The organism is Bosea sp. F3-2, from assembly GCF_008253865.1.
In the GTDB taxonomy this organism is placed as follows: Bacteria; Pseudomonadota; Alphaproteobacteria; order Rhizobiales; family Beijerinckiaceae; genus Allobosea.
Genome location: NZ_CP042331.1, coordinates 4,181,978 through 4,201,061, shown reverse-complemented (window position 1 = coordinate 4,201,061; position 19,084 = coordinate 4,181,978). Strand labels below are relative to the sequence as shown.

Genomic DNA, 19,084 nt, shown 5'->3' with positions numbered 1-19,084 from the left:
GGCGGGCGGCTGTTCGTCAGCCGCCGATCAGCTTGGTCGCCATGGCTCCGGCGGCGACGAGTCGCTTCTGGAGATCGGCGGCGAGCGAATCTCCGCCTGATGAGCGGCGAGCCGTCTCCGTCGCCGTCATCAACTGCGTGAGTGCCTTCTGGGCCAGCTCCTTGTCCTTGTTGCGCCGCGCCAGCTGGAGCATGGCCTCGGCCTGGTTGGCGAGGCTGCGCGCCCAGAGCAGCGGCACGCTGTCCTGCCGCCTTTCCTGCAGAGCAGCGGCGAAGGCGGCGATCGCCTCCTCGATCACGACCGGCTCGCTATAGCGTTCGCCCATGGCAGCGAGAACGTTGCCCATCTGGTCCTGGAGTTCGGCCCAGCGCAGCGGCTCGCGGGCCCGCTCCGTCGCCAAGGAAACCCGGTTGAGGCCGTTGAAGGCGCGCTCCAGCAGGGAGAGATCGCTCCGTCGCCGCCCAAGCGTCGCACGGGCCCGCGAGATCATATGTTCGGCTTCGAGCCAGCGCGGTTCATCATCGGCACGGTCCCAGGCGCTGAGGACGCTGGCATAGGTGGCGATGGCTTCTTCGAGAAGCTCATCGTCCTTCTGCGTAACCCCGAGCGTGACCGCGATGCGACCGATGCGCAGGCTCAGCATGCGCCAGAGCGGCGGCGCCTCGTCGCGGCTCAGATATTCGATGCCCGAGCGGCAATGGACGAGCGCCGCGGTCAGCAGTTTCGTCTCGCCGGTGAGCGCCGCGAGGCCTTCCAGCGTGGCGGCCAGGGCCTCCTGGGCGCCGGCAAAGGCCACGGTATCCGCCAGACGGTCGAGACCTTCGAGCAGGCGGCGCAATGCCGCAATGGCCGCGTCATAACCGTCGCGCCCGCCGAAATCTTCGCTGATGCGCGCCAATGCCTTCGCTTGTTCCAGCGCCATGGCGCGGCTGCGTTCGACATCGGCGAGACCGATCAGGGTGGAGGCCTCGCCGTAACGGGCGGAAGCTTCGCGATAGCCTTCGGCGGTCGTGCGCAGGAAGCTGAGCGCGCCCCGGTCCGCCCGGTTCTCGCCGATCAGCAATCGGCGTTCGATCGGCAATGTCGAAAGGTCGGTCACGCCGCCGATGGCGTGCAGCTCGGCTTGCGCCAGAGCCTTGTCAGCATCGGCAAAGTTTCCGGCGTTGAGGGCAGCAGCGGCCTCCTGGCGCAGACGCTGAACCTCGGGGTCGCCGATCGCTTCGGCAAGGCGCTGAACTAAGGCCAGGAAGTCGGCGGCCTTGCGATCGAGCAAGGCTTCGGCGGGAGGTGTCGAGCCGGGGCGACGCAGCCAGTCCGCAATCATCGCCGCCAGCGCCACCGGCGGCAGGCCGTGGCGTCCGGCGACGCGCGCCAGAAGCGGGACGATCTGGTCGGGTTGACTGATGGCTGCCTCCCGCTCCGGCTCGGCCTCAAGCATTTTCGAGCGAAGTGGATACTGGTTCGCGTGAAGAAAATGCGATAAAATAAAGAGATAGAGCATTCCGCAATGCGAGGAACGCGGAATGCTCTAAGTGTTTACTTCGCGGCGATGACCGCGATCTCGACGGTGAACTGCGGCGCAGCGAGCTTGGCCTCGACCGTGGCGCGGCCCGGGGTCTGGCCGGCGACGACCCACTTGTCCCAGACGGCGTTCATCTCGGCGAAGGTCGACATGTCGGAGAGCCAGATATTGACCATCAGCAGCTTCGACTTGTCGGTGCCGGCCTCGGCCAGGAGCCCGTCGATGATGCCGAGGATGTCGGCGGTCTGCTCGCCCACGCTCTTGCCGGCGGCCTTGTCCGCGACCTGGCCCGCCAGATAGACGGTGTCGCCGTGCACGACGGCCTTGGACATGCGCGGGCCGACGCCCATACGCTGAATGCTCATAGTGAAATCTCCTTGAACGGACGCCTCCGCTGGTAGCCCGCCCCGCCCGGTTTCGCAAATGATATGCTGCGCGCGCCCGAAAAGCGGAGGCTGCTTTTCAGAAAGGCGTTCGCGTAGAACAAGTCGGTTCAGGCGAGGCTCACCCAACCCGCCCAGAGCGCGGCGTAGCGGCCCGCCTTGCCGAGCAACACGAGCGCGATGAAGCGGCCGGGCGGATAGTTCAGCGTGCCGGCAACGAAGGTCAGCGGGTCGCCGACGACGGGCAGCCAGGCCAGTAGCAGCGACGGCCAGCCGAAGCGTCCGAAGAAGGCTTGGGCCTGGCCGAAGCGGATCGGGTCCGGCCGCAGCCGTGCGGGCAGCTTCTCGACGCCATGGCGCGTGATCAGCCGCCCCAGCCACCAGTTGACGATGGAGCCGGCGGTGTTGGCGAGGCTCGCGGTCAGGAACAGCGCGAGCGGATCGGCGCTCTTCGTCGCCAGCAATCCGATGAAGACCGCTTCCGACTGCGCCGGCAGCAAGGTGGCGGCGACGAAGGCCGCACCGGCCATCAGGCCGAGAGGGGAAAGATCGAGGTGCTCCAGCACCGCCAGAGGTTCCTATCGCGCCGAGTGAGCTGGCCGGAGCATCAGTCCAGCATTGTGGAAAGCGCATTGACGGTATTGGCGTTGCGCAGCGTGCCGATACCGAGTTTTTTGGTCGTCAGATGCGAGAGCAGCTTCGTCTCATTCGGCTTGCCGCCGAAATTGATCCATAAATCGCCGTCCGCGAGGGCAAGACCAACGCCAGGCGCGGCGATCCCGCCGAGCATGGACAAGGCGTCTGGACCGAGCGGCGTTCGCATGACGCGGATGCCGATATTGGCGCCGTTCCTGTCCGGGAAGGGATTTTGGGCGGCAAGCCGCCGCCAGACCTGCGCTGTGCGCAGGATGATATCGACATGCTTGCCGAAACCGGAGCGGAAGGCCGCTTCCAATCGGTTTTCGATCTCCGCGAGGGGCGCATCGTCGCCCTCGAAGATCAGATTGCCGGTGGCAACCCAGGTGCGCGGATCGCCAAAGCCGAGCGCCGCCGTCATAGCCTTCAGGTCCGCCATCGCCAGTCGCTTGCCGGGGCCGAGCACGATCGAGTGGAGGAGGGCGACATAGGTCGTCATGCCGGCTTCTGCCCGTGCTACAATCGTCTCAGCGCAACCTGCTGGATGCGGTGGCTCGCGCCCTTGGTCAGGATCAGGCTGGCGCGCTGGCGCGTGGGCAGGATGTTCTCCTGCAGGTTCGGCAGGTTGATGCCGGTCCAGAGCTTCTCGGCGATGGCGAGCGCCTCTTCCTCGCCGATCTCCGCATATTTGCGGAAGAAGGAGCGCGGATCGCGGAAGGCGGTGTGGCGCAGCGTCATGAAGCGATTGACATACCAGCGATGCAGATCGTTCTCGTCGGCGTCGAGATAGACCGAGAAATCGAAATAATCGGAGACGAAGGGGATCACCGTGCCGTCCTTCGGCATCCGGTTCGGCTGCAGCACGTTGAGCCCTTCGAGGATCAGGATGTCCGGCCGCTCGACCGTCACCGTCTCGCCCGGCACCACGTCATAGACGAGGTGCGAATAGACCGGCGCCGTCACCTGCGGCTTGCCGGCCTTCACATCCGAGAGGAAGCGCAGGATCGCCGCGCCGTCATAGCTCTCGGGGAAGCCTTTGCGCTGCATCAGGCCGCGCCGCTCGAGCTCGGCATTGGGCAGAAGGAAGCCGTCGGTGGTGACCAGCTCGACCTTCGGCGTGTTCGGCCAGCGCGAGAGCAGCGCCTTCAGCACGCGCGCCGTGGTCGATTTGCCCACCGCGACCGAGCCGGCGACCCCGATGACATAGGGCACCTTGACCTCGGACTCGGCCAGGAGGAAGCGCTGCGTCGCCTTGAACAGGCCCTGCGTCGCGGCGACATAGAGCGAGAGCAGGCGCGACAGCGGCAGGTAGATCGCCACGATCTCGTCGAGCGAGATCGGATCGTTGATCGATTGCAGCTTGGTCAGATCGTCGACCGAGAGCGTCAGCGGCGTGTCGGCGCGCAGATGCGCCCATTCGTCCCGCGAGAACAGACGGTAGGGCGAGATCAGTTCGCGTTCGGGCGGGGTGTTGATGGGGCGCTGGTCCATGACGCGACCCGCAATCCAGGATTCGAGATTCAACGCAGGGCCATCCTCGCGTTACTCAACGGGGCCGGGCCGCCTTTTCCGCCAGTCCGGAACGGACGGTGCGAGCCTCAAGCTGGCTCAAGACGTCTTGCAATGCAACATCGCGGGCCTTGAGCACGACCAAAAGATGATAAAGCACATCGGCACTTTCGGCGATGAGCTCGGCCCGGTCGCCCTTCACGGCGGCGATGACGGCCTCGACCGCTTCCTCGCCGAACTTCTTGGCGGCCCGTTCCGGCCCGGCTGCGATGAGCTTGGCGGTCCAGGATTCCTCGGGCGAGGCGTTAGCCCGCTCGGCAATGCGGGCTTCGAGATCGGCGAGGGTGAAGGTGGTCATGCCGGCCGCTCCATTGTCATTCCGGGGCGGACCGTAGGTCCGAGCCCGGAACTCATGAACACTGGGACGGACGGTGAAGCTCCGAACCCCGATGCAATCTGGTCGCTGCCGGTGTTCATGGGTTCCGGGCTCATTGCTGCGCAATGCCCCGGAATGACGGATACGCGTTTCGGCATCAGTCCAGCCTCATCCTCAAGCCCGCTTCCGCCATATGCGCCTTGGCCTGCTGAATCGTGTAGGTGCCGAAATGGAAGATCGAGGCGGCGAGCACGGCCGAAGCATGGCCTTCGCTGACGCCGGCGACCAGATCGTCGAGATTGCCGACGCCGCCCGAGGCGATGACCGGGACCGAGACCGCATCGGCAATCGCGCAGGTCAGGCCGAGATCGTAACCTGACTTGGTGCCGTCCTTGTCCATCGAGGTCACGAGCAGTTCGCCCGCTCCCAGCGAGACGACCTCGCGCGCGAAGGCGACGGCCTCGATACCGGTGGCATTGCGCCCGCCATGGGTGAAGATCTCCCAGCGGCCGGGCGAGACCTGCTTGGCGTCGATGGCGACGACGATGCACTGGTCGCCGAACTTCTCGGCCGCTTCCTTGACGAATTGCCTGTTGGTGACGGCGGCGGTGTTGATTGAGACCTTGTCGGCGCCGGCAAGCAGCAAAGCGCGGATATCCTCGACCTTGCGCACGCCGCCGCCGACGGTCAGCGGCATGAAGCAGGCCTCGGCCGTGCGCGTCACCACATCGAGCAGGATGCCGCGGTCCTCATGGCTCGCGGTGATGTCGAGGAAGCAAAGCTCGTCCGCGCCGGCCGCGTCATAGGCCTTGGCGGCCTCGACCGGATCGCCGGCATCGACGAGGTCGAGGAACTTCACACCCTTGACCACACGGCCGTCCTTGACGTCGAGGCAGGGGATGATGCGGGTTTTCAAGGTCATCGGCAGAAAGGAACTCGTACGAGGGACCGATTGCGGAGATCGATTGATAACGAAGGGCAAGCCTGCTCTGCTGGCGGGGACTGATAGCAGTCCAACGAGGGGAGTGCCATGACTATCGTATCCACCATCTTGCGCTGTGCTGCCATTGCGGCAGGCTGCCTCGGCTTTGCTGCTGCCTCCGATGCGCAGGCGCAGACGCCGCAGAGCCTGCTCGACACCGTCCAGAGCCGCGGATCGCTGCAGATCTGCACGACCGGCGATTACAAGCCTTTTACTCTGGCGAAAGATGGCTCCTTCGAGGGCATCGACATCGAACTGGCGAAGTCGCTCGCCAAGGCGCTCGGCGTCGAGGCCAAATTCGTCCAGACGAAATGGGCTGATCTTCTGACCGATATGGGCTCGGGCAAATGCGACGTCGCGATGGGCGGCATCTCGGTGACGCTCGACCGGCAGAAGAAGGTGTTCTTCTCGGCGCCCTATCTCGTCAACGGCAAGGCGCCGATCGTGCGCTGCGCCGACAAGGCGAAATTCCAGACGGTCGCCGACATCGACAAGCCGGAAACCCGCGTCATCGTCAATCCGGGCGGCACCAACGAGCGCTTCGTGCGCGCGAATTTCAAGCAGGCCAAGATCGAGGTCTATCCCGACAACGTCACGATCTTCGACCAGATCCTCGCCGGCAAGGCGGACCTCATGGTCGCGGAGTCGATCGAGGTGAAGGTGCAGGAAAAGGCCAAGCCCGGCCTCTGCGCGGTCAATCCAGACGAGCCGCTGCAATATGGCGAGATGGGCTACATGCTCCCGCGCGGCGACGCCACCTTCAAGGCCTTCGTCGATCAGTGGCTGCACCTCGCCAAGGCAAATGGCGAGTTCGCAAAGATCTACGACCAGTTCGTGCGCTGACGCACGACAGCGCACGTCCCGAAAGCCGCGCGATCGGATCGGTCGCGCGGCCGCAGGTTTTGGCGTTCAGATAGCTGCTTCACTCACGGCACGCGCAATCCGCGCCAGCGCTTTGGCCGGATCGATCCGGCCATCATGGAGCGCGCGGCTGGTGATCGCGCCCCAGGCGAGCCTGTGCCGGATCTGGCCGGCCTCGTCACCCCGCCGCCGCATGCTGCTCAGCTTCCGCAGCGGTCTCGGCAACCCAGCGCCAGAATGTCAGGAACCATGCTTCGCTCTCGCGCAGGAAGCGCGGCGATAGGGCGACCCTGCCAGCGCATCGATCCTGCCACAACAGGCCGTTCTCCTGCGCCTGGTTGATGACGTTGCGGATATGCGAATGCGAAATGCCCAGCTGGCTCGCCACCTGCCTGCTCCCGAAGGGGGCCCAGTTCCGGCCCGTGGCATCGACCTCACCAGCGCCGTAATGGGCACGCAACAGCACGAGGCCGATGCGATCTCCGCAATCGAAGCGGTCGAACCAGGCCCAGGCGCCATCGCCCGCCATGGCGGCGCGCGCCCCGGCAAGCAGCCGGCGCGAGTGCCCGATATAAAGCCGGAACCAGTCATCGTCAGTCCGCAGCCTGTCCGCCAGGCCCGGGCGGGCGAAGCCGACGATTTCGCAGCAACGGGCATGATGGACGATCCACTGGCGCAGGCCATCGGATAAACGTGCGGACGGCACCAGATAGGTGGAGCGGCCGTCATGCGGCACCGGCTCCTGCTGCAGATAGCCCGCAAGACGCAGAAGCCCGAAAAACGCAACGAGCGTGCGAGACCGCCCCATCTCCTGCTGGATCAGAGCCAGCGTCGGGCGCCGGCCGTGGCCCAGCTCCGCCTCGTAATGCATCACCAGGACGAGGCCGGCAGCATGCGACTGCAAATTGCGGCCGAAGATCTTGTTCACCAGCCTTTCGCCGAAATGCATGCGCAAAATCGCATCGGCGCAGCAAGCAATCGCCGTCTGATAGGCTGAATTGTCGAAATTTCCCGCTTCATCTTCAGCAAAGGGGTTGATCGGCAGATAGGACGACAGCGCTTCTTCCGGTTCACGCATTGTTAACGCCCGTTCCGCTGCGCCGAGATTGATGCAGAATTTGGACTCTCCATCGCGGCGGGGGCTTATACCATCGCCGCGTCGAATCTCCCAAGCAACGCCGCTTCCCGCAAGGGATGCGGCTCGCCCAGCCTCGCAAGGATGCCTGCCATGTGCCAGTTCTGCGCCACGACGCGCTCCCCTGTTCCCTCGCGCCGCGCCTTTCTCAAGGGTGGGGCGGGGCTCGCACTCGCAGGTGGCCTGACCGCGCAGGTGATCGACCCCGCATTCGCGCAGAGCGCCCCGGCCGCAAGGCCTGCCGGGGTAAGTGGGGAAGAAGCCCTGAAGCAGCTGATGGAGGGCAATGCGCGCTATGTGGCGAATACGCCGAACGAGCGTGATTTCTCGGCCGGCCGCGCCGCGCGCGTCGGCTCCCAATATCCTTTCGCCTCGATCGTCAGCTGTGCCGATTCACGTCTTGCCCCGGAGCTCGCCTTCGATCAGGGCGCCGGTGAGCTCTTCGTGGTCCGCGTCGCCGGAAATTTCGTCAATGAGGATGGGCTGGCGAGCCTCGAATATGGCGCCTTGGTGCTCGGTTCCCAGCTCATCATGGTGCTCGGCCACACCAATTGCGGTGCCGTCTCGTCCACCATCAACGTGGTCAAGAACAACACGCAATTGCCGGGGCATCTGCCTTCGCTGATCGACGCGATCCGGCCGGCCGTGCTCGCGGCGCAAAAGGAGGAGGCGGCCGATCTGCTGAAGGCCGCCACTATCGCCAACGTCAAGCTCAACGTCGAAAAGCTGAAGACCGCCACGCCGATCCTGTCGCAGCGCGTCGCCGAGAAAAAGCTTGTCGTCGTCGGCGGCCTCTACGACCTGGCGACCGGCAAGGTGAGCCTGGTCTGATCGCGAAGCGCCCGTTCAGGCGGCCGCTTCGTCTGCCGAACGGGCGATCCGCGCCAGCGCCGCGGCGGGGTCGATGCGGCCATCATAGAGCGCGCGGCCAGTGATCGCGCCCTCCAGGATCGCGGCATCATCAGCGCAGAGGCGCTCGATGTCGGCCATCGAGGCTAAGCCCCCCGAGGCGATGACCGGGATTGAGACCGCCTTGGCCAGTGCGATGGTGCCGTCCCAGTTGATGCCCTCGAGCATGCCGTCGCGGGCGATATCGGTGTAGATGATCGCGGCGACGCCGGCATCCTCGAAGCGCCTGCCGAGATCGGCCGCCGCGAGCGAGGAGGTCTCGGCCCAGCCTTCGACCGCGACGAAGCCGTCGCGAGCATCGATGCCGACCGCGACCTGCCCCGGAAATTCCTTGGCCGCCTCGCGCACGAAGCCGGGATCGCGCACCGCCGCCGTACCGATGATGACGCGGCGAATGCCCTTCTCCAGCCAGCCGGCGACCGTCTTCATGTCGCGGATGCCGCCGCCGAGCTGCACCGGGAAGGCCACGCGCTTGAGGATGGCTTCGACCGCGGCCGCGTTCATCGGCTTGCCGGCGAAGGCGCCGTCGAGATCGACGACATGCAGCCACTGGAAGCCCTGGGCCTCGAAGGCGGCCGCCTGCGCGGCCGGATCGTCGTTGAACACGGTCGCCTGCGCCATGTCGCCCTGCTTCAGGCGGACGCAGCGACCTTCCTTCAGGTCGATCGCGGGAAAGAGGATCATGGCTTCCAGCTCAGGAAATTGGCGATGAGCTTCAGCCCCAGCTTCTGGCTCTTCTCGGGGTGGAACTGCGTGCCGGCGACGTTGCCATGCGCCACCATTGCGGTCACCGGCCCGCCATGGTCGGTCAGCGCCAGCACGTCCTGCGGACGCTCTGCCGTCAGGGCATAGGAGTGGACGAAATAGGCGTGCAGCCCCTGCGGCCCGGTCTCGATGCCGTCGAGCAGTGGATGCTCATCCTGCTTGTGCAGGACGTTCCAGCCCATATGCGGGATCTTGAGGCTGTCGTCGTCCGGTTTGATCAGCGCGACGTCGCCCGGAATCCAGCCGAGACCCTGGGTGATCGTGTATTCGAGCCCGCGCGACGCCAGCAACTGCATGCCGACGCAGATGCCGAGGAAGGGCCGGCCCTTGGCCCGCACGACTTCCTCCAGCGTCTCGACCATGCCCGGCACGGCATCGAGCCCCCGCCGGCAATCGGCGAAGGCACCGACGCCCGGCAGCACGATGCGGTCGGCGGCGCGCACGACAGCGGTGTCGCTGGTGACGTGGATGGTCGAGGCGATGCCGCTCTCCTGCGCCGCCCGCTCGAAGGCCTTGGCGGCGGAGTGCAGGTTGCCCGAGCCGTAATCGATGATGGCGACGGTCTGGCTCATCGTCCGCGGGCCTCCGGAAACAGGCCAATGATCGGCAGCGGCCCGCTCGGGCGCGCCACCATCGTGGGAGCGGCGGGCTCGGCGCGCGGCGGCGCAGCTTCACCGGCCAGCGCCCGCTCGAAATAGCGGCGCTCGGCCTCTGGCAGGCTGCGCGCTTCAACGACGTCGGCGAGCCGCCAGCCTTTGCGGAGGAGCTTGCGGACGACGAAATTGTTGCCCTCGACGCCGAGGAACAGCGCGATCGACCAGTAGATCAGCGAGAGCGCGCTCGAATGCAGCCCGAAACGGCTGCGCAGATAGATGAGACCGGCCCAGACCAGCACGAACAGCAGGGTCATGAGCCACAGCCTCCGGCCGAGGAGCCAGAGGCCGGTGAGCAGGAAGGCGCCCCAGGAGAAGCTCTCGGGGATGAGGCGCGCCTGCTCGATTTCCTCGACACGGCCGCCTGCGGCCAGCGGCGGTGTCAGAACCGTGTAGAATGCCATGGTCGCCTCCTAGAGCATTTTCGAGCGAAGTGGCTACCGGTTCGCGTGAAGAAAATGCGCAGACGAAGAATCAGAGCGCGCCCTTGGTCGAGGGGATGCGGTCGCCCTCGCGCGGATCGACCTCCAGCGCTTGGCGCAGCGCCCGCGCCAGCCCCTTGAAGCAGCTTTCGGCGATGTGGTGGGCGTTGTCGCCATAGAGCGTCTCGACGTGGAGCGTGATGCCGGCGTTGATGGCGAAGGCCTGGAAGAATTCGCGCACCAGCTCGGTGTCGAAGCTGCCGATCTTCTGCGCCTTGAACTCCGTGCGGAACACCAGGAACGGCCGGCCGGAGACGTCGACGGCGACGCGCGTCAGCGTCTCGTCCATCGGCAGATGCACGTCCGCATAGCGGCGGATGCCCTTCTTGGAGCCGAGCGCTGCTTTAAGGGCCTCGCCCATGGCGATGCCGGCATCCTCGACCGAGTGATGGTCGTCGATATGGGTGTCGCCCTTCACCGCGACTTTCAGGTCGATCAGCGAATGGCGGGCGAACAGGTCGAGCATATGGTCGAAGAAGCCGACGCCGGTGGCGATCTCGGCCTTGCCGGTGCCGTCGATCAGGAGCGAGACCGCGATATCGGTCTCGTTGGTACGGCGCTTCACTTCGCCCGAACGCATGCTGGCCTCTCAAGCCTTGGCGGGAACCGGCCCCGCTTTAGCAGGGGCGGGCGGGGATGGCCACTGGCCGAAGAAGCGGAGCCGTCATCCCGCTTGCACGTCATGCTCGCCCTTGTGGCGAGCATCCACGCCTTGGATTCCGCCTTCGGCAACAGAAGGCGTGGATGGTCGGGACAAGCCCGACCATGACGAAAACGGCAGTTCTCACACCTTCGCCAGCGCCTGCTCCAGATCGGCGATCAGATCGTCGGAATGCTCCAGCCCGATCGAGAGGCGGATCATGCCGTCGGTGACGCCCATGTCGGCGCGGACCTCGGGTGTGAAGCGCTGATGCGTCGTCGTCGCCGGATGGACGATCAGGCTCTTGGCGTCGCCGAGATTGTTCGAGATGCGGATCAGCTTGCAGGCGTTGAGCAGGCGGTAGGCAGCGTCCTTGCCGCCCGGCACCTCGAAGGCGATCAGCGTCGAGGGGCCGCTCATCTGCCGCGCGATGATCTCGGCCTGCGGATGGCTCTTGTGGCCGCAGAAGATGACCTTGGACGGCTTGGCATGCGCGGCGAGCCAGTCCGCGACCTTCGTTGCGTTCTCCGCCTGCTTGGCGACGCGCAGCGGCAGCGTCTCCAGTGCCTTCAGCATCACCCAGGCGTTGAAGGGGGAGATCGCCGGGCCGGTCTGGCGCAGGAAGGTCTGGATATCGCCCTCGATCAGCTCCTTCGCGCCGACGATGAGGCCGCCGAGGCAGCGCCCCTGCCCGTCGATATGCTTGGTCGCCGAATAGACGACGAGGTCGGCGCCGAGCTCGAGCGGGCGTTGGAAGAGCGGCGTGGCGAAGACGTTGTCGACGATGAGCCGGGCGCCAGCAGCCTTGGCGATCTTCGCCACCGCTTCGATGTCGATCACCTCGAGCGTCGGGTTCGACGGCGTTTCGAGGAAGAAAACCTTGGTGTTGGGGCGAACGGCCTTGCGCCAGGCCTCGATATCGGTGCCGTCGACCAGCGTCGACTCGACGCCGTAACGCGGCAGGTGATCCTCGACGATGTAGCGACAGGAGCCGAACAGCGCGCGGGCCGCCAAGACATGGTCCCCGGCGCGTAAGGGCGCCATCACCGCTGCCGTGACCGCGGCCATGCCGGTTGCGGTGGCGCGGCAGGCCTCGGCGCCCTCGAAGGCGGCCATGCGGCCTTCGAGCATCGCCACGGTCGGGTTGGAGAAGCGGGCGTATTGGAAACCCGGATCCTTGTTGAGGAACCGCGCCTCGCACTGTTCGGCGCTGTCATAGACATGGCCCTGCGTCAGGAACAGCGCCTCGGACGTCTCGCCGAACTGCGAGCGCAAGGTGCCGGCGTGGACGAGGCGGGTTTCAGGATGCAGCTTGGCTGCGGCGTTGTCCGATGCCGACATGGGGAACCTCAGTCCGTTCTTTATAACGGACAAGGCCACTAGCACTTCCCCTTCTGTTCGTAAAGAAGAACAGAATTTCCTTTTCTGAAAACCTATCCCGCGACAAACCTTCTGCGGCCTCAGGCGTGACGTTCGGCAGGCCGTCCGAGCGGCTTCAGGAAGCCGGTGAGGTCGGCCGTGACGTGATGGACATGTCCGGCCTCGACGGCGACCTGTTCCCAGGTCTCGCGGAAGGGATCGGGCGTCTTCGGCACGATCAGCACCGTCTTCATGCCCAGCGCGCTCGGCACGACGAGGTTCTTCTCGATGTCCTCGAACATCGCCGCCCGGCCCGGATCGACGGCGTGCTTGGCGAGAAAGGTCTCATAGGTCGAACGCTCGGGCTTGGGCGTGAAGCCGGCCTGCACGATGTCGAAGATGTCCTCGAAGTGGTGGAGGATGCCGAGCTTGCCGGCGACGTTCTCGGCATGTCCGCGCGAGCCGTTGGTCAGGATCAGCTTGCGGCCGGGCAGGGCCGCGATCGCCTCGCCCAGGTCCGGATTCGGGTCGAGCAGAGTCAGGTCGATCTGGTGGGCGAAGTCGAGGAAATCGCCCGGATCGATGCCATGCTCCTCCATCAGCCCCTTCAGCGTCGTGCCGTAGCGCTGGTAATAGTATTTCTGCAGCGCGCGCGAGGAGAGCCCATCGAGTCCGAACAGCTCGGCGAGGAACAGGGTGATGCGCTCATCGACCTGCGGCCAGACCCTGGCCTCGTGCGAGTAGAGGGTGTTGTCGAGGTCGAAGATCCAGTGATCGACATGCGCGAAGCCCTCTGTCGGAAGGGGCGGCGCCGCGGCAGGTATGTCAGCGAGTCTTTTCATAGGACTCCGTGATGTGGCGATCCGGAGTCTGCGCTGCAAGTCCTTGGCCAAGGCTTAATCGCGGCGGCAGCCGCGACGAACTCCCTCCCCTGCGGGAGAGGGTTGGGGTGAGGGGTCATGCCGTCCTGACTCGTTGGCGAACCAGAACGCCTTGGCACAGGTCGCGCGACCCCTCATCCGTCTCGGCTCCGCCGAGCCACCTCCTCCCGAAAGGGGAGAAGGGGAGGCCGGCGCTGCGCCCGGGATGACGGCGTGAGGAATCTCCTCAGCGCCGGATGATCGTGCCGGCGCCGGTATCGGTGAAGAGCTCGATCAGCGCGGCGTGCGGCACCTTGCCGTCGAGGATGACGACGGCCTCGACGCCCTTTTCCAGCGCGTAGATACAGGTCTCGATCTTCGGGATCATGCCGCCCGAGATCGTGCCGTCCGCTATCAGGCGGCGGCATTCCTCGACCGTGAGCTCCGGAATGAGCTGCTTGTCCTTGTTGAGCACGCCCGGCACGTCGGTCAGCAGCAGCAGGCGTTTGGCGCTCAGCGCGCCGGCGATGGCGCCGGCGAAAGTGTCGGCGTTGACATTGTAGGTCTGGCCGTCGGCGGCGGCGCAGACCGGCGCCAGCACCGGAATGAGTTCGGCCTTCAACACCGCGTCGAGCACGGTGGTGTTGACCGTATCGGGCTCACCGACGAAGCCGAGATCGAGAATCTCCTCGATCTTGGAATCGGGGTCGACGATCGTGCGGGTCACCTTGCGGGCCGTGACCATATTGCCGTCCTTGCCGCAGAGCCCGATGGCGCGGCCACCCTCGCGGGTGATGTAGCCGACGATCTCCTTGTTGACCGAGCCGGCGAGAACCATCTCGACGACCTCGACGGTCGCCTCGTCGGTGACGCGCAGGCCCTGCTTGAACTCCGACTGGATGCCGAGCTTCTTCAGCATCGCCGCGATCTGCGGGCCGCCGCCATGGCAGACCACCGGCTTCAGGCCGGACTGCTCGAGCAGCACGATGTCCTCGGCGAAATCCTCGGCGGTGGCCGCGTCGCCCATGGCGTTGCCGCCATACTTGATGACGATGATTTCCTGGTCGTAGCGCTGCATATGCGGCAGCGCCTGCACGAGCAGCTCGGCAGATTGCGACGGCGTCAGCAGGGGATGGTCGGTCATTCGGGCAGGCTCCGCGCGGCCGCAGGAAGGGTCCGGCGGCGCTTCTAGCGGAAGTTTTCCCGACGCGGAAGGACCAGCGGCGAACAGGATTTCACTGAAACACAACTACAGGTTGAATTTTTCTTATGTTGCGCTTTACTCGACACGCGAACTCGATTCGCTGGTTGGGGAGAATTTTGATGAGCAGTTGCACCGATCGAAGCGGAGACAGGTGGGAAATCTACCCGTCGGGCAGCGAATGGCGTTGGCGCCGGGTCGCCTCGAACGGGCGTATCGTCGGCGCTTCGACGGAGGGCTATACGAGCAAGGCGAATTGCATCGCCAACGCTCAGCGCAACGGCATGACCTGCACGCCGCAATAGGCACAGGCGTCAGCGACCGGCAGGCTTCGCCAGAACGGCGGAGACGGCAAGGCCGAGCCAGCCGCCGAGCATGAACCAGCCGCCGATCGGCGCCGCGCGCGGGAACAGCCCCTCGTTGGCGAAGCCGCGCCGGCCGAGATCGGCCGCGAACAGCACTGCGCCGAAGATGATCGCCGAGAGCGCGAAGCGCGCCAGCGCGTCGTGGAGGTGGCCACCCTTGCGGGCCGCGGTAGCGCCGAAGACGACCGAGGCGTGGAACAGCAGCATCTGCCCGGCAGTCTGGACATTGGCGGTGCCGGTGACGTGGGCGGCAGCCGCGAGCAGTGCGACGCCGGCGAGCCCCATCAGGGCGGCGAAGGTCAGATGGGTCTTGGTCGCGGTCACGCGATCCTCACGGCCGTTCCGCCAGCACCCGCGCGATGGCGGCGCGGAACTCGGGGATGCCCATCCCCTTCTCGCTGGAGGTCAGCAGCACCTCGGGGAAGGCGGCCGGGCGACGCTTGATCTCGTCATAGGTCGCCTCAGCCATGAATTGCTGGTCGGCCGGCTTCAGCGCGTCGCCCTTGGTCAGCACGACCTGATAGGAGACGGCAGCCTTGTCGAGCGTCTCCAGCACAGCGCCGTCGACATCCTTGATGCCGTGGCGGGCATCGATCAGCACATAGACGCGCATCAGGTTCGAGCGGCCGCGCAGATAGTCGTGGATCAGCTTGGTCCAGGCCGCGACCTTCTCCTTGCCCACCGCGGCGTAGCCATAGCCGGGCATGTCGACGATGGTCAGGCGTTCGTCATGGCCGACCTGGCGGAAGAAGTTGAGCTGCTGCGTCCGGCCCGGCGTGTGCGAGGTGCGTGCCAGGGCGTTTCGCCGGGTCAGCGCGTTGATCAGGCTCGACTTGCCGACATTGGAGCGGCCGGCGAAGGCGATCTCCTGGCCGACCATCGGCGGCAGGTCGTCGATCTTGGTCGAGGCCCAGACGAAATCCCACGGCCCCTCGAAGAGCTTGCGGGCGGCCTCGATCTCCTCGGCGTCATAGGGCTTGGTCGTGGACGTGGTCATGGCCCCTGCCTACACGGCTGCACGCAGCGCGTCGATGTCGGCGCCCTGGATCGCGTCGACATGACGCGCGATTTTGTCGGCCTCCCAGTCCCACCAGCGGATCGCCAGCAGTTCCGCCACGATCTCCGGGGGAAAGCGCATCTTGACGATCCGACCTGGGTTGCCGGCGACGACCGCATAGGGCGGCACGTCCTTCGTGACCTGCGCCCGTGTGCCGATGATCGCGCCGTCGCCGATCGTGACGCCGGGCATGATCACCGCCTCGCGTCCGATCCAGACATCGTTGCCGATCACCATGTCGCCGCGGTTGTTCGGGCCAGGGCGCTTCAGCGCTTCGGGGGCGCCGAGGCCGAACATCTGGAAGGGAAAGGTCGAGAAGCCGCCGATCGGATGGTTAGCGCCGTTCATGATGAACTGCGCCGCCTGAGCGATGGCGACGAACTTCCCGATGATCAGGCGGTCGCCGATGAAGTCGAAATGGTAGCGCACGCAGCGCGCGACGAAATGCTCCGGCCCGCGCGAGTCGTCATAATAGCTGTAGTCACCGACTTCGATCAGCGGATGATCGACCACCGCCTTCAGGAAGGCGGTGCCCTTCCAGCCGGGAATGGGATGGCGTGTCTGCGGGTCGGGAAGCGGCATCGCGGATAAGGCCTTGGCCTGAAAAGGCGAAGGGCGGGAAATCCCGCCCTTCGATCTCTCACTTCTTGTTGGTGTTGGCAGGCTTGGGCGGCGCGGCGGCGGTGTTTGCCGTCGCCGGCTTCTTGCCGAACATGCCCTTGAGGTTGTCGAAGAGCTCGATCTTCACCCCGTTCTTCTTCATGATGAAGCCCTGCTGGGTCACCGAGAGCAGGTTGTTCCAGCTCCAGTAGATCACCAGGCCGGCCGGGAACGAGCCGAGCAGGAAGGTGAAGAACACCGGCATCCAGGTGAACATCGTCTTCTGCACCGGGTCCGGCGGCTCCGGGTTCATCTTCATCTGGATGAACATCGTGATGCCCATAATGATCGGCCAGGCGCCGAGGTGCAGGAAGCCCGTCATCGTCGCCGGCAGGAAGAAGAAGATGTTGGTCGGGTCCGGCGCGGCGAGATCGTGGATCCAGCCGAAGAACGGCGCGTGCCGCATCTCGATGGTGATGAACAGGATCTTGTAGAGCGCGAAGAACACCGGGATCTGCAGCAGCACCGGCCAGCAGCCGGCGACCGGATTGATCTTCTGCGTCTTGTAAAGCTCCATCAGCGCTTGCTGCTGCTTCATCTTGTCGTCGGCATAGCGCTCGCGGATCGCCGTCATCTCCGGCTGCAGCGCCTTCATCTTCGCCATCGAGGCGTAGGACTTGTTGGCGAGCGGGAAGAACAGCGCCTTGAGCAGCACCGTGACGATCAGGATGGCGACGCCGAAATTGCCGACGTGCTTGTAGATCCAGTCGAGCAGGAAGAAGAGCGGCTTGGTGATGAAATAGAACCAGCCCCAGTCGATCAAGAGCTCGAAGCGCTTGATGCCGAGATTCTTCTCATAGCCGTCGATGGCCGCGACCTCCTTGGCGCCGGCGAAGAGCCGGGCGTTGGCGGAGGCGGTGGCACCCGGCGCGATCGCGATGGCTTCGCCGAGGAAGTCGGCCTGATAGGTGTGGCCGGTGCCGGTCTGGACCGCGGAATAGCGGCCCTCATATTTGCGCTGCTGGTCGGGGATGACCGCGGCCGCCCAGTACTTGTCGGTGATGCCGACGAAGCCGCCGACAACGTCCTTCCAGCTCTTGCCGGTGGTACCGGGCGAGAGGAGCGGCTCCTTGTCGATCTTGTCGTAGGTGTATTCCTGCAGGCCCTGGTCGCCGAGATTGCCGACGAGGCCCTCATGCAGCACGTAGTAGCCGAGCGTGGCGGGCTTGCCCTGCCGGACGATCTGGCCATAGGGGAACAGCGTCACGGCGTTGCCACCCTTGTTCTCGACCTCGTCGCGGATCGTGAACATGGCGTTGTCGTCGATGCTGATGACGCGCCGGAAGGTCAGGCCCTGGCCATTGTCCCAGCTCAGCGTCAGCGGCTTGGCCGGGGTCAGGACTTCGTTGTCGGCGGTCCAGACCGTGGTCGCGTTCGGCAGGGCGACATTGCTGCCCGGCGCAGCGACCCAGCCGAAATCGGAGTAGTAAGCGTTCGGCCCGCCGAGCGGCGAGAGCAGGACGATGTGCGGGCTCTTGGGATCGACCGTCTCGCGATAGGCCTTCAGCGAAACGTCGTCGATCCGCGCTCCGGTCAGCGAGAGCGAGCCGGTGATCTTCGGCGTGTCGATGCGGACGCGCGGGCTAGCCGCGAGAGCCTGCTCGCGCGTGCCGACGGCCTGCGTCGCGGCAGCGCCCGGAGCGGCGGAGCTGCCGGGCTGGCCGGGGGTGGAGGGCGCCGGAGCGGCGGAGCCGGCAGGAGCCTGCTGGCTCTGGGCCTGCTGGTTCTGCTGCGCGATCTGCTTCTGCTTTTCCATCTGCGGCACGCCGTAGAAGAACTGCCAGCCGAGCAGCACGACCACGGACATGACGATCGCGAGAAGCAGATTGCGGTTGTCTTCTTTCATCATGATCGGAAACGGATCTCGCTTGGTCCGGCAGGGTTCGGCGTGTCGGGTCAGGCTTGCGGCGCCGCACCGCGCTTTATGCGCGAGCGGTGTCGGTCAGCATGCGGCTTTTGAGGCTTCGCCCGGTCGATGGCAATGGAAAGATCGGCCACGAGTGCGTGAAAATCCGCGTTCAGCACTTCGGAGCGGGCAACGATCACGATGTCGCAGCGCTTGGCGGTCTGGTCGCGCAGGGCCTGGGCGGCGGCGGCGCGCAGGCGGCGGCGGATGCGGTTGCGCTTCACGGCATTGCCGGTCTTGCGCGAGGCGGTGAGCCCGAGCCTCAGCCCGTCCCGCTCTTCTTCGGGCATGCAGTCGCGCACCTGCGCCATGAAGGCAGGTGAACGAAAACGGCGGCCGTGGTCGGCCGCCGCCAGGAATTCTTTGCGTTGCGTCAGACGGGCGAGGCGCATGGCGATTGGCCAGTCTTCCGGAACGGGCGCGCTAGGGTCACGCGCCAGTGCTTGCTCAGGCCGACAGGCGCTTGCGGCCGTGCGCGCGGCGAGCGGCGATGACCTTGCGGCCACCCTTGGTCGCCATGCGGGCGCGGTAGCCGTGGCGGCGCTTGCGAACCAGCTTGCTGGGTTGATAGGTTCTCTTCACGGTCCGTCTCCGGGGCCTTTGTGAGCACGACGGCCGCGGCTTTCCTTAGGAAAGCATGGCCAACCGAGCCTGTCATGCGATAAGGGTCGGCGCGGCCTTTCGGCTGCGCAGGTCGCGGGCTTATGACGGATGGGCGACGCCAAGTCAACGCTAAAACCAGCCAACGCCAAACTGACGACCTGGGCGCCGACTGCGACCAAGCTTCGCGGCCTTTCAATGCCGGCTTGCGCTTCGCGCCGAC

At 65.6% G+C, this 19,084-nt stretch carries 25 protein-coding genes; 3 read left to right on the top strand and 22 right to left on the bottom strand.

Annotated elements, in window-relative coordinates; translation table 11 throughout:
* Positions 1–16 precede the first annotated feature (16 nt).
* The 7 genes from FQV39_RS19345 to hisF all read right to left on the bottom strand — a co-directional run bounded on the left by FQV39_RS19345 (position 17) and on the right by hisF (position 5,348).
* Entirely contained in the window at positions 17–1,438 is a 1,422-nt protein-coding gene (locus FQV39_RS19345) for a hypothetical protein (RefSeq protein WP_149131773.1), read from the bottom strand.
* A gap of 98 nt (positions 1,439–1,536) precedes the next feature.
* The gene (locus tag FQV39_RS19340) at positions 1,537–1,887 is read right to left on the bottom strand and encodes a RidA family protein (RefSeq protein ID WP_149131772.1); all 351 of its coding nucleotides are present in this window, start codon (positions 1,885–1,887) and stop codon (positions 1,537–1,539) included.
* Positions 1,888–2,015: 128 nt separating this feature from the next.
* Entirely contained in the window at positions 2,016–2,471 is a 456-nt protein-coding gene (locus FQV39_RS19335; RefSeq protein ID WP_248313066.1) for a YqaA family protein, read from the bottom strand.
* Between the two features lie 41 nt (positions 2,472–2,512).
* Positions 2,513–3,040, bottom strand: a complete 528-nt coding sequence (locus FQV39_RS19330; protein ID WP_149131771.1) for a DUF1697 domain-containing protein — start codon at positions 3,038–3,040, stop codon at positions 2,513–2,515.
* A 17-nt stretch (positions 3,041–3,057) separates the two neighbouring features.
* Positions 3,058–4,032: a type I pantothenate kinase gene (coaA, locus tag FQV39_RS19325; protein WP_149131770.1), complete on the bottom strand. Its 975-nt coding sequence runs from the start codon at positions 4,030–4,032 to the stop codon at positions 3,058–3,060.
* A gap of 55 nt (positions 4,033–4,087) precedes the next feature.
* On the bottom strand, positions 4,088–4,408 hold the full coding sequence (locus FQV39_RS19320) for a phosphoribosyl-ATP diphosphatase (protein WP_149131769.1): 321 nt from the start codon (positions 4,406–4,408) through the stop codon (positions 4,088–4,090).
* Positions 4,409–4,583: 175 nt separating this feature from the next.
* Positions 4,584–5,348 carry an imidazole glycerol phosphate synthase subunit HisF gene (hisF, locus tag FQV39_RS19315; protein ID WP_149131768.1) on the bottom strand — a complete coding sequence of 255 codons (765 nt, stop codon included), beginning with the start codon at positions 5,346–5,348 and terminating at the stop codon, positions 4,584–4,586.
* Positions 5,349–5,456: 108 nt separating this feature from the next.
* On the opposite strand from hisF, the gene FQV39_RS19310 reads away from it, so the two are divergent.
* Positions 5,457–6,251, top strand: coding sequence for a transporter substrate-binding domain-containing protein (locus FQV39_RS19310; protein ID WP_149131767.1), 795 nt, complete (start codon positions 5,457–5,459; stop codon positions 6,249–6,251).
* A gap of 66 nt (positions 6,252–6,317) precedes the next feature.
* On the opposite strand, the gene FQV39_RS33235 is transcribed toward FQV39_RS19310, so the two are convergent.
* On the bottom strand, positions 6,318–6,464 hold the full coding sequence (locus FQV39_RS33235; RefSeq protein ID WP_187640348.1) for a hypothetical protein: 147 nt from the start codon (positions 6,462–6,464) through the stop codon (positions 6,318–6,320).
* Positions 6,448–7,347: a hypothetical protein gene (locus tag FQV39_RS19305; protein WP_149131766.1), complete on the bottom strand. Its 900-nt coding sequence runs from the start codon at positions 7,345–7,347 to the stop codon at positions 6,448–6,450. Before FQV39_RS19305 ends, FQV39_RS33235 begins: the two co-directional genes overlap by 17 nt.
* Positions 7,348–7,497: 150 nt before the next feature.
* Between FQV39_RS19305 and FQV39_RS19300 the strand changes: the two genes are divergently transcribed.
* Positions 7,498–8,235, top strand: a complete 738-nt coding sequence (locus FQV39_RS19300; protein ID WP_149131765.1) for a carbonic anhydrase — start codon at positions 7,498–7,500, stop codon at positions 8,233–8,235.
* A 15-nt stretch (positions 8,236–8,250) separates the two neighbouring features.
* Here FQV39_RS19300 and hisA read toward each other — a convergent pair whose 3' ends face one another.
* From hisA to argB, 7 genes are all read right to left on the bottom strand, one after another.
* Positions 8,251–9,006, bottom strand: coding sequence for a 1-(5-phosphoribosyl)-5-[(5-phosphoribosylamino)methylideneamino]imidazole-4-carboxamide isomerase (gene hisA / locus FQV39_RS19295; RefSeq protein ID WP_187640330.1), 756 nt, complete (start codon positions 9,004–9,006; stop codon positions 8,251–8,253).
* Entirely contained in the window at positions 8,994–9,650 is a 657-nt protein-coding gene (gene hisH, locus FQV39_RS19290; RefSeq protein WP_149131763.1) for an imidazole glycerol phosphate synthase subunit HisH, read from the bottom strand. Before hisH ends, hisA begins: the two co-directional genes overlap by 13 nt.
* Entirely contained in the window at positions 9,647–10,135 is a 489-nt protein-coding gene (locus FQV39_RS19285; RefSeq protein WP_149131762.1) for a DUF2628 domain-containing protein, read from the bottom strand. Before FQV39_RS19285 ends, hisH begins: the two co-directional genes overlap by 4 nt.
* Positions 10,136–10,205: 70 nt before the next feature.
* Positions 10,206–10,793 carry an imidazoleglycerol-phosphate dehydratase HisB gene (gene hisB, locus FQV39_RS19280; RefSeq protein WP_149131761.1) on the bottom strand — a complete coding sequence of 196 codons (588 nt, stop codon included), beginning with the start codon at positions 10,791–10,793 and terminating at the stop codon, positions 10,206–10,208.
* 204 nt (positions 10,794–10,997) lie between these two features.
* Positions 10,998–12,194: an O-succinylhomoserine sulfhydrylase gene (locus tag FQV39_RS19275; protein WP_149131760.1), complete on the bottom strand. Its 1,197-nt coding sequence runs from the start codon at positions 12,192–12,194 to the stop codon at positions 10,998–11,000.
* A 119-nt stretch (positions 12,195–12,313) separates the two neighbouring features.
* Complete coding sequence (locus FQV39_RS19270; RefSeq protein WP_149131759.1) at positions 12,314–13,054, bottom strand: pyrimidine 5'-nucleotidase; 741 nt, start codon at positions 13,052–13,054, stop codon at positions 12,314–12,316.
* A gap of 265 nt (positions 13,055–13,319) precedes the next feature.
* Entirely contained in the window at positions 13,320–14,216 is an 897-nt protein-coding gene (gene argB, locus FQV39_RS19265; protein WP_149131758.1) for an acetylglutamate kinase, read from the bottom strand.
* A gap of 179 nt (positions 14,217–14,395) precedes the next feature.
* On the opposite strand from argB, the gene FQV39_RS19260 reads away from it, so the two are divergent.
* Positions 14,396–14,578 (top strand): YegP family protein, encoded by a 183-nt coding sequence (locus tag FQV39_RS19260; protein WP_149131757.1) that lies wholly within the window; start codon positions 14,396–14,398, stop codon positions 14,576–14,578.
* A gap of 9 nt (positions 14,579–14,587) precedes the next feature.
* Here FQV39_RS19260 and FQV39_RS19255 read toward each other — a convergent pair whose 3' ends face one another.
* From FQV39_RS19255 to rpmH, 6 genes are read right to left on the bottom strand one after another with little or no spacing between them, the layout of a single operon-like run.
* Positions 14,588–14,962 carry a DUF423 domain-containing protein gene (locus FQV39_RS19255; protein WP_149131756.1) on the bottom strand — a complete coding sequence of 125 codons (375 nt, stop codon included), beginning with the start codon at positions 14,960–14,962 and terminating at the stop codon, positions 14,588–14,590.
* A gap of 7 nt (positions 14,963–14,969) precedes the next feature.
* Positions 14,970–15,635: a ribosome biogenesis GTP-binding protein YihA/YsxC gene (gene yihA, locus FQV39_RS19250; protein ID WP_149131755.1), complete on the bottom strand. Its 666-nt coding sequence runs from the start codon at positions 15,633–15,635 to the stop codon at positions 14,970–14,972.
* 9 nt (positions 15,636–15,644) lie between these two features.
* Positions 15,645–16,277, bottom strand: coding sequence for a CatB-related O-acetyltransferase (locus FQV39_RS19245; protein ID WP_149131754.1), 633 nt, complete (start codon positions 16,275–16,277; stop codon positions 15,645–15,647).
* Positions 16,278–16,335: 58 nt separating this feature from the next.
* Positions 16,336–18,201, bottom strand: a complete 1,866-nt coding sequence (gene yidC / locus FQV39_RS19240) for a membrane protein insertase YidC (RefSeq protein WP_149133931.1) — start codon at positions 18,199–18,201, stop codon at positions 16,336–16,338.
* A gap of 50 nt (positions 18,202–18,251) precedes the next feature.
* Entirely contained in the window at positions 18,252–18,653 is a 402-nt protein-coding gene (rnpA, locus tag FQV39_RS19235) for a ribonuclease P protein component (RefSeq protein ID WP_149131753.1), read from the bottom strand.
* Between the two features lie 55 nt (positions 18,654–18,708).
* On the bottom strand, positions 18,709–18,843 hold the full coding sequence (rpmH, locus tag FQV39_RS19230) for a 50S ribosomal protein L34 (protein ID WP_038364779.1): 135 nt from the start codon (positions 18,841–18,843) through the stop codon (positions 18,709–18,711).
* Positions 18,844–19,084: the final 241 nt, after the last annotated feature.

Coding starts and splice junctions, on each gene's coding strand:
- FQV39_RS19275 (WP_149131760.1), bottom strand. CDS start 12,194: ATGTCGGCATCGGACAACGCCGCAGCCAAGCTGCATCCTGAAACCCGC.
- hisH (WP_149131763.1), bottom strand. CDS start 9,650: ATGAGCCAGACCGTCGCCATCATCGATTACGGCTCGGGCAACCTGCAC.
- rnpA (WP_149131753.1), bottom strand. CDS start 18,653: ATGCGCCTCGCCCGTCTGACGCAACGCAAAGAATTCCTGGCGGCGGCC.
- FQV39_RS19310 (WP_149131767.1), top strand. CDS start 5,457: ATGACTATCGTATCCACCATCTTGCGCTGTGCTGCCATTGCGGCAGGC.
- FQV39_RS19330 (WP_149131771.1), bottom strand. CDS start 3,040: ATGACGACCTATGTCGCCCTCCTCCACTCGATCGTGCTCGGCCCCGGC.
- yidC (WP_149133931.1), bottom strand. CDS start 18,201: ATGAAAGAAGACAACCGCAATCTGCTTCTCGCGATCGTCATGTCCGTG.
- hisB (WP_149131761.1), bottom strand. CDS start 10,793: ATGCGTTCGGGCGAAGTGAAGCGCCGTACCAACGAGACCGATATCGCG.
- coaA (WP_149131770.1), bottom strand. CDS start 4,032: ATGGACCAGCGCCCCATCAACACCCCGCCCGAACGCGAACTGATCTCG.
- hisF (WP_149131768.1), bottom strand. CDS start 5,348: ATGACCTTGAAAACCCGCATCATCCCCTGCCTCGACGTCAAGGACGGC.
- FQV39_RS19270 (WP_149131759.1), bottom strand. CDS start 13,054: ATGAAAAGACTCGCTGACATACCTGCCGCGGCGCCGCCCCTTCCGACA.
- FQV39_RS19285 (WP_149131762.1), bottom strand. CDS start 10,135: ATGGCATTCTACACGGTTCTGACACCGCCGCTGGCCGCAGGCGGCCGT.
- FQV39_RS19345 (WP_149131773.1), bottom strand. CDS start 1,438: ATGCTTGAGGCCGAGCCGGAGCGGGAGGCAGCCATCAGTCAACCCGAC.
- FQV39_RS19305 (WP_149131766.1), bottom strand. CDS start 7,347: ATGCGTGAACCGGAAGAAGCGCTGTCGTCCTATCTGCCGATCAACCCC.
- FQV39_RS19340 (WP_149131772.1), bottom strand. CDS start 1,887: ATGAGCATTCAGCGTATGGGCGTCGGCCCGCGCATGTCCAAGGCCGTC.
- yihA (WP_149131755.1), bottom strand. CDS start 15,635: ATGACCACGTCCACGACCAAGCCCTATGACGCCGAGGAGATCGAGGCC.
- FQV39_RS19245 (WP_149131754.1), bottom strand. CDS start 16,277: ATGCCGCTTCCCGACCCGCAGACACGCCATCCCATTCCCGGCTGGAAG.
- FQV39_RS19320 (WP_149131769.1), bottom strand. CDS start 4,408: ATGACCACCTTCACCCTCGCCGATCTCGAAGCCCGCATTGCCGAGCGG.
- argB (WP_149131758.1), bottom strand. CDS start 14,216: ATGACCGACCATCCCCTGCTGACGCCGTCGCAATCTGCCGAGCTGCTC.
- FQV39_RS33235 (WP_187640348.1), bottom strand. CDS start 6,464: ATGCGGCGGCGGGGTGACGAGGCCGGCCAGATCCGGCACAGGCTCGCC.
- FQV39_RS19300 (WP_149131765.1), top strand. CDS start 7,498: ATGTGCCAGTTCTGCGCCACGACGCGCTCCCCTGTTCCCTCGCGCCGC.
- FQV39_RS19260 (WP_149131757.1), top strand. CDS start 14,396: ATGAGCAGTTGCACCGATCGAAGCGGAGACAGGTGGGAAATCTACCCG.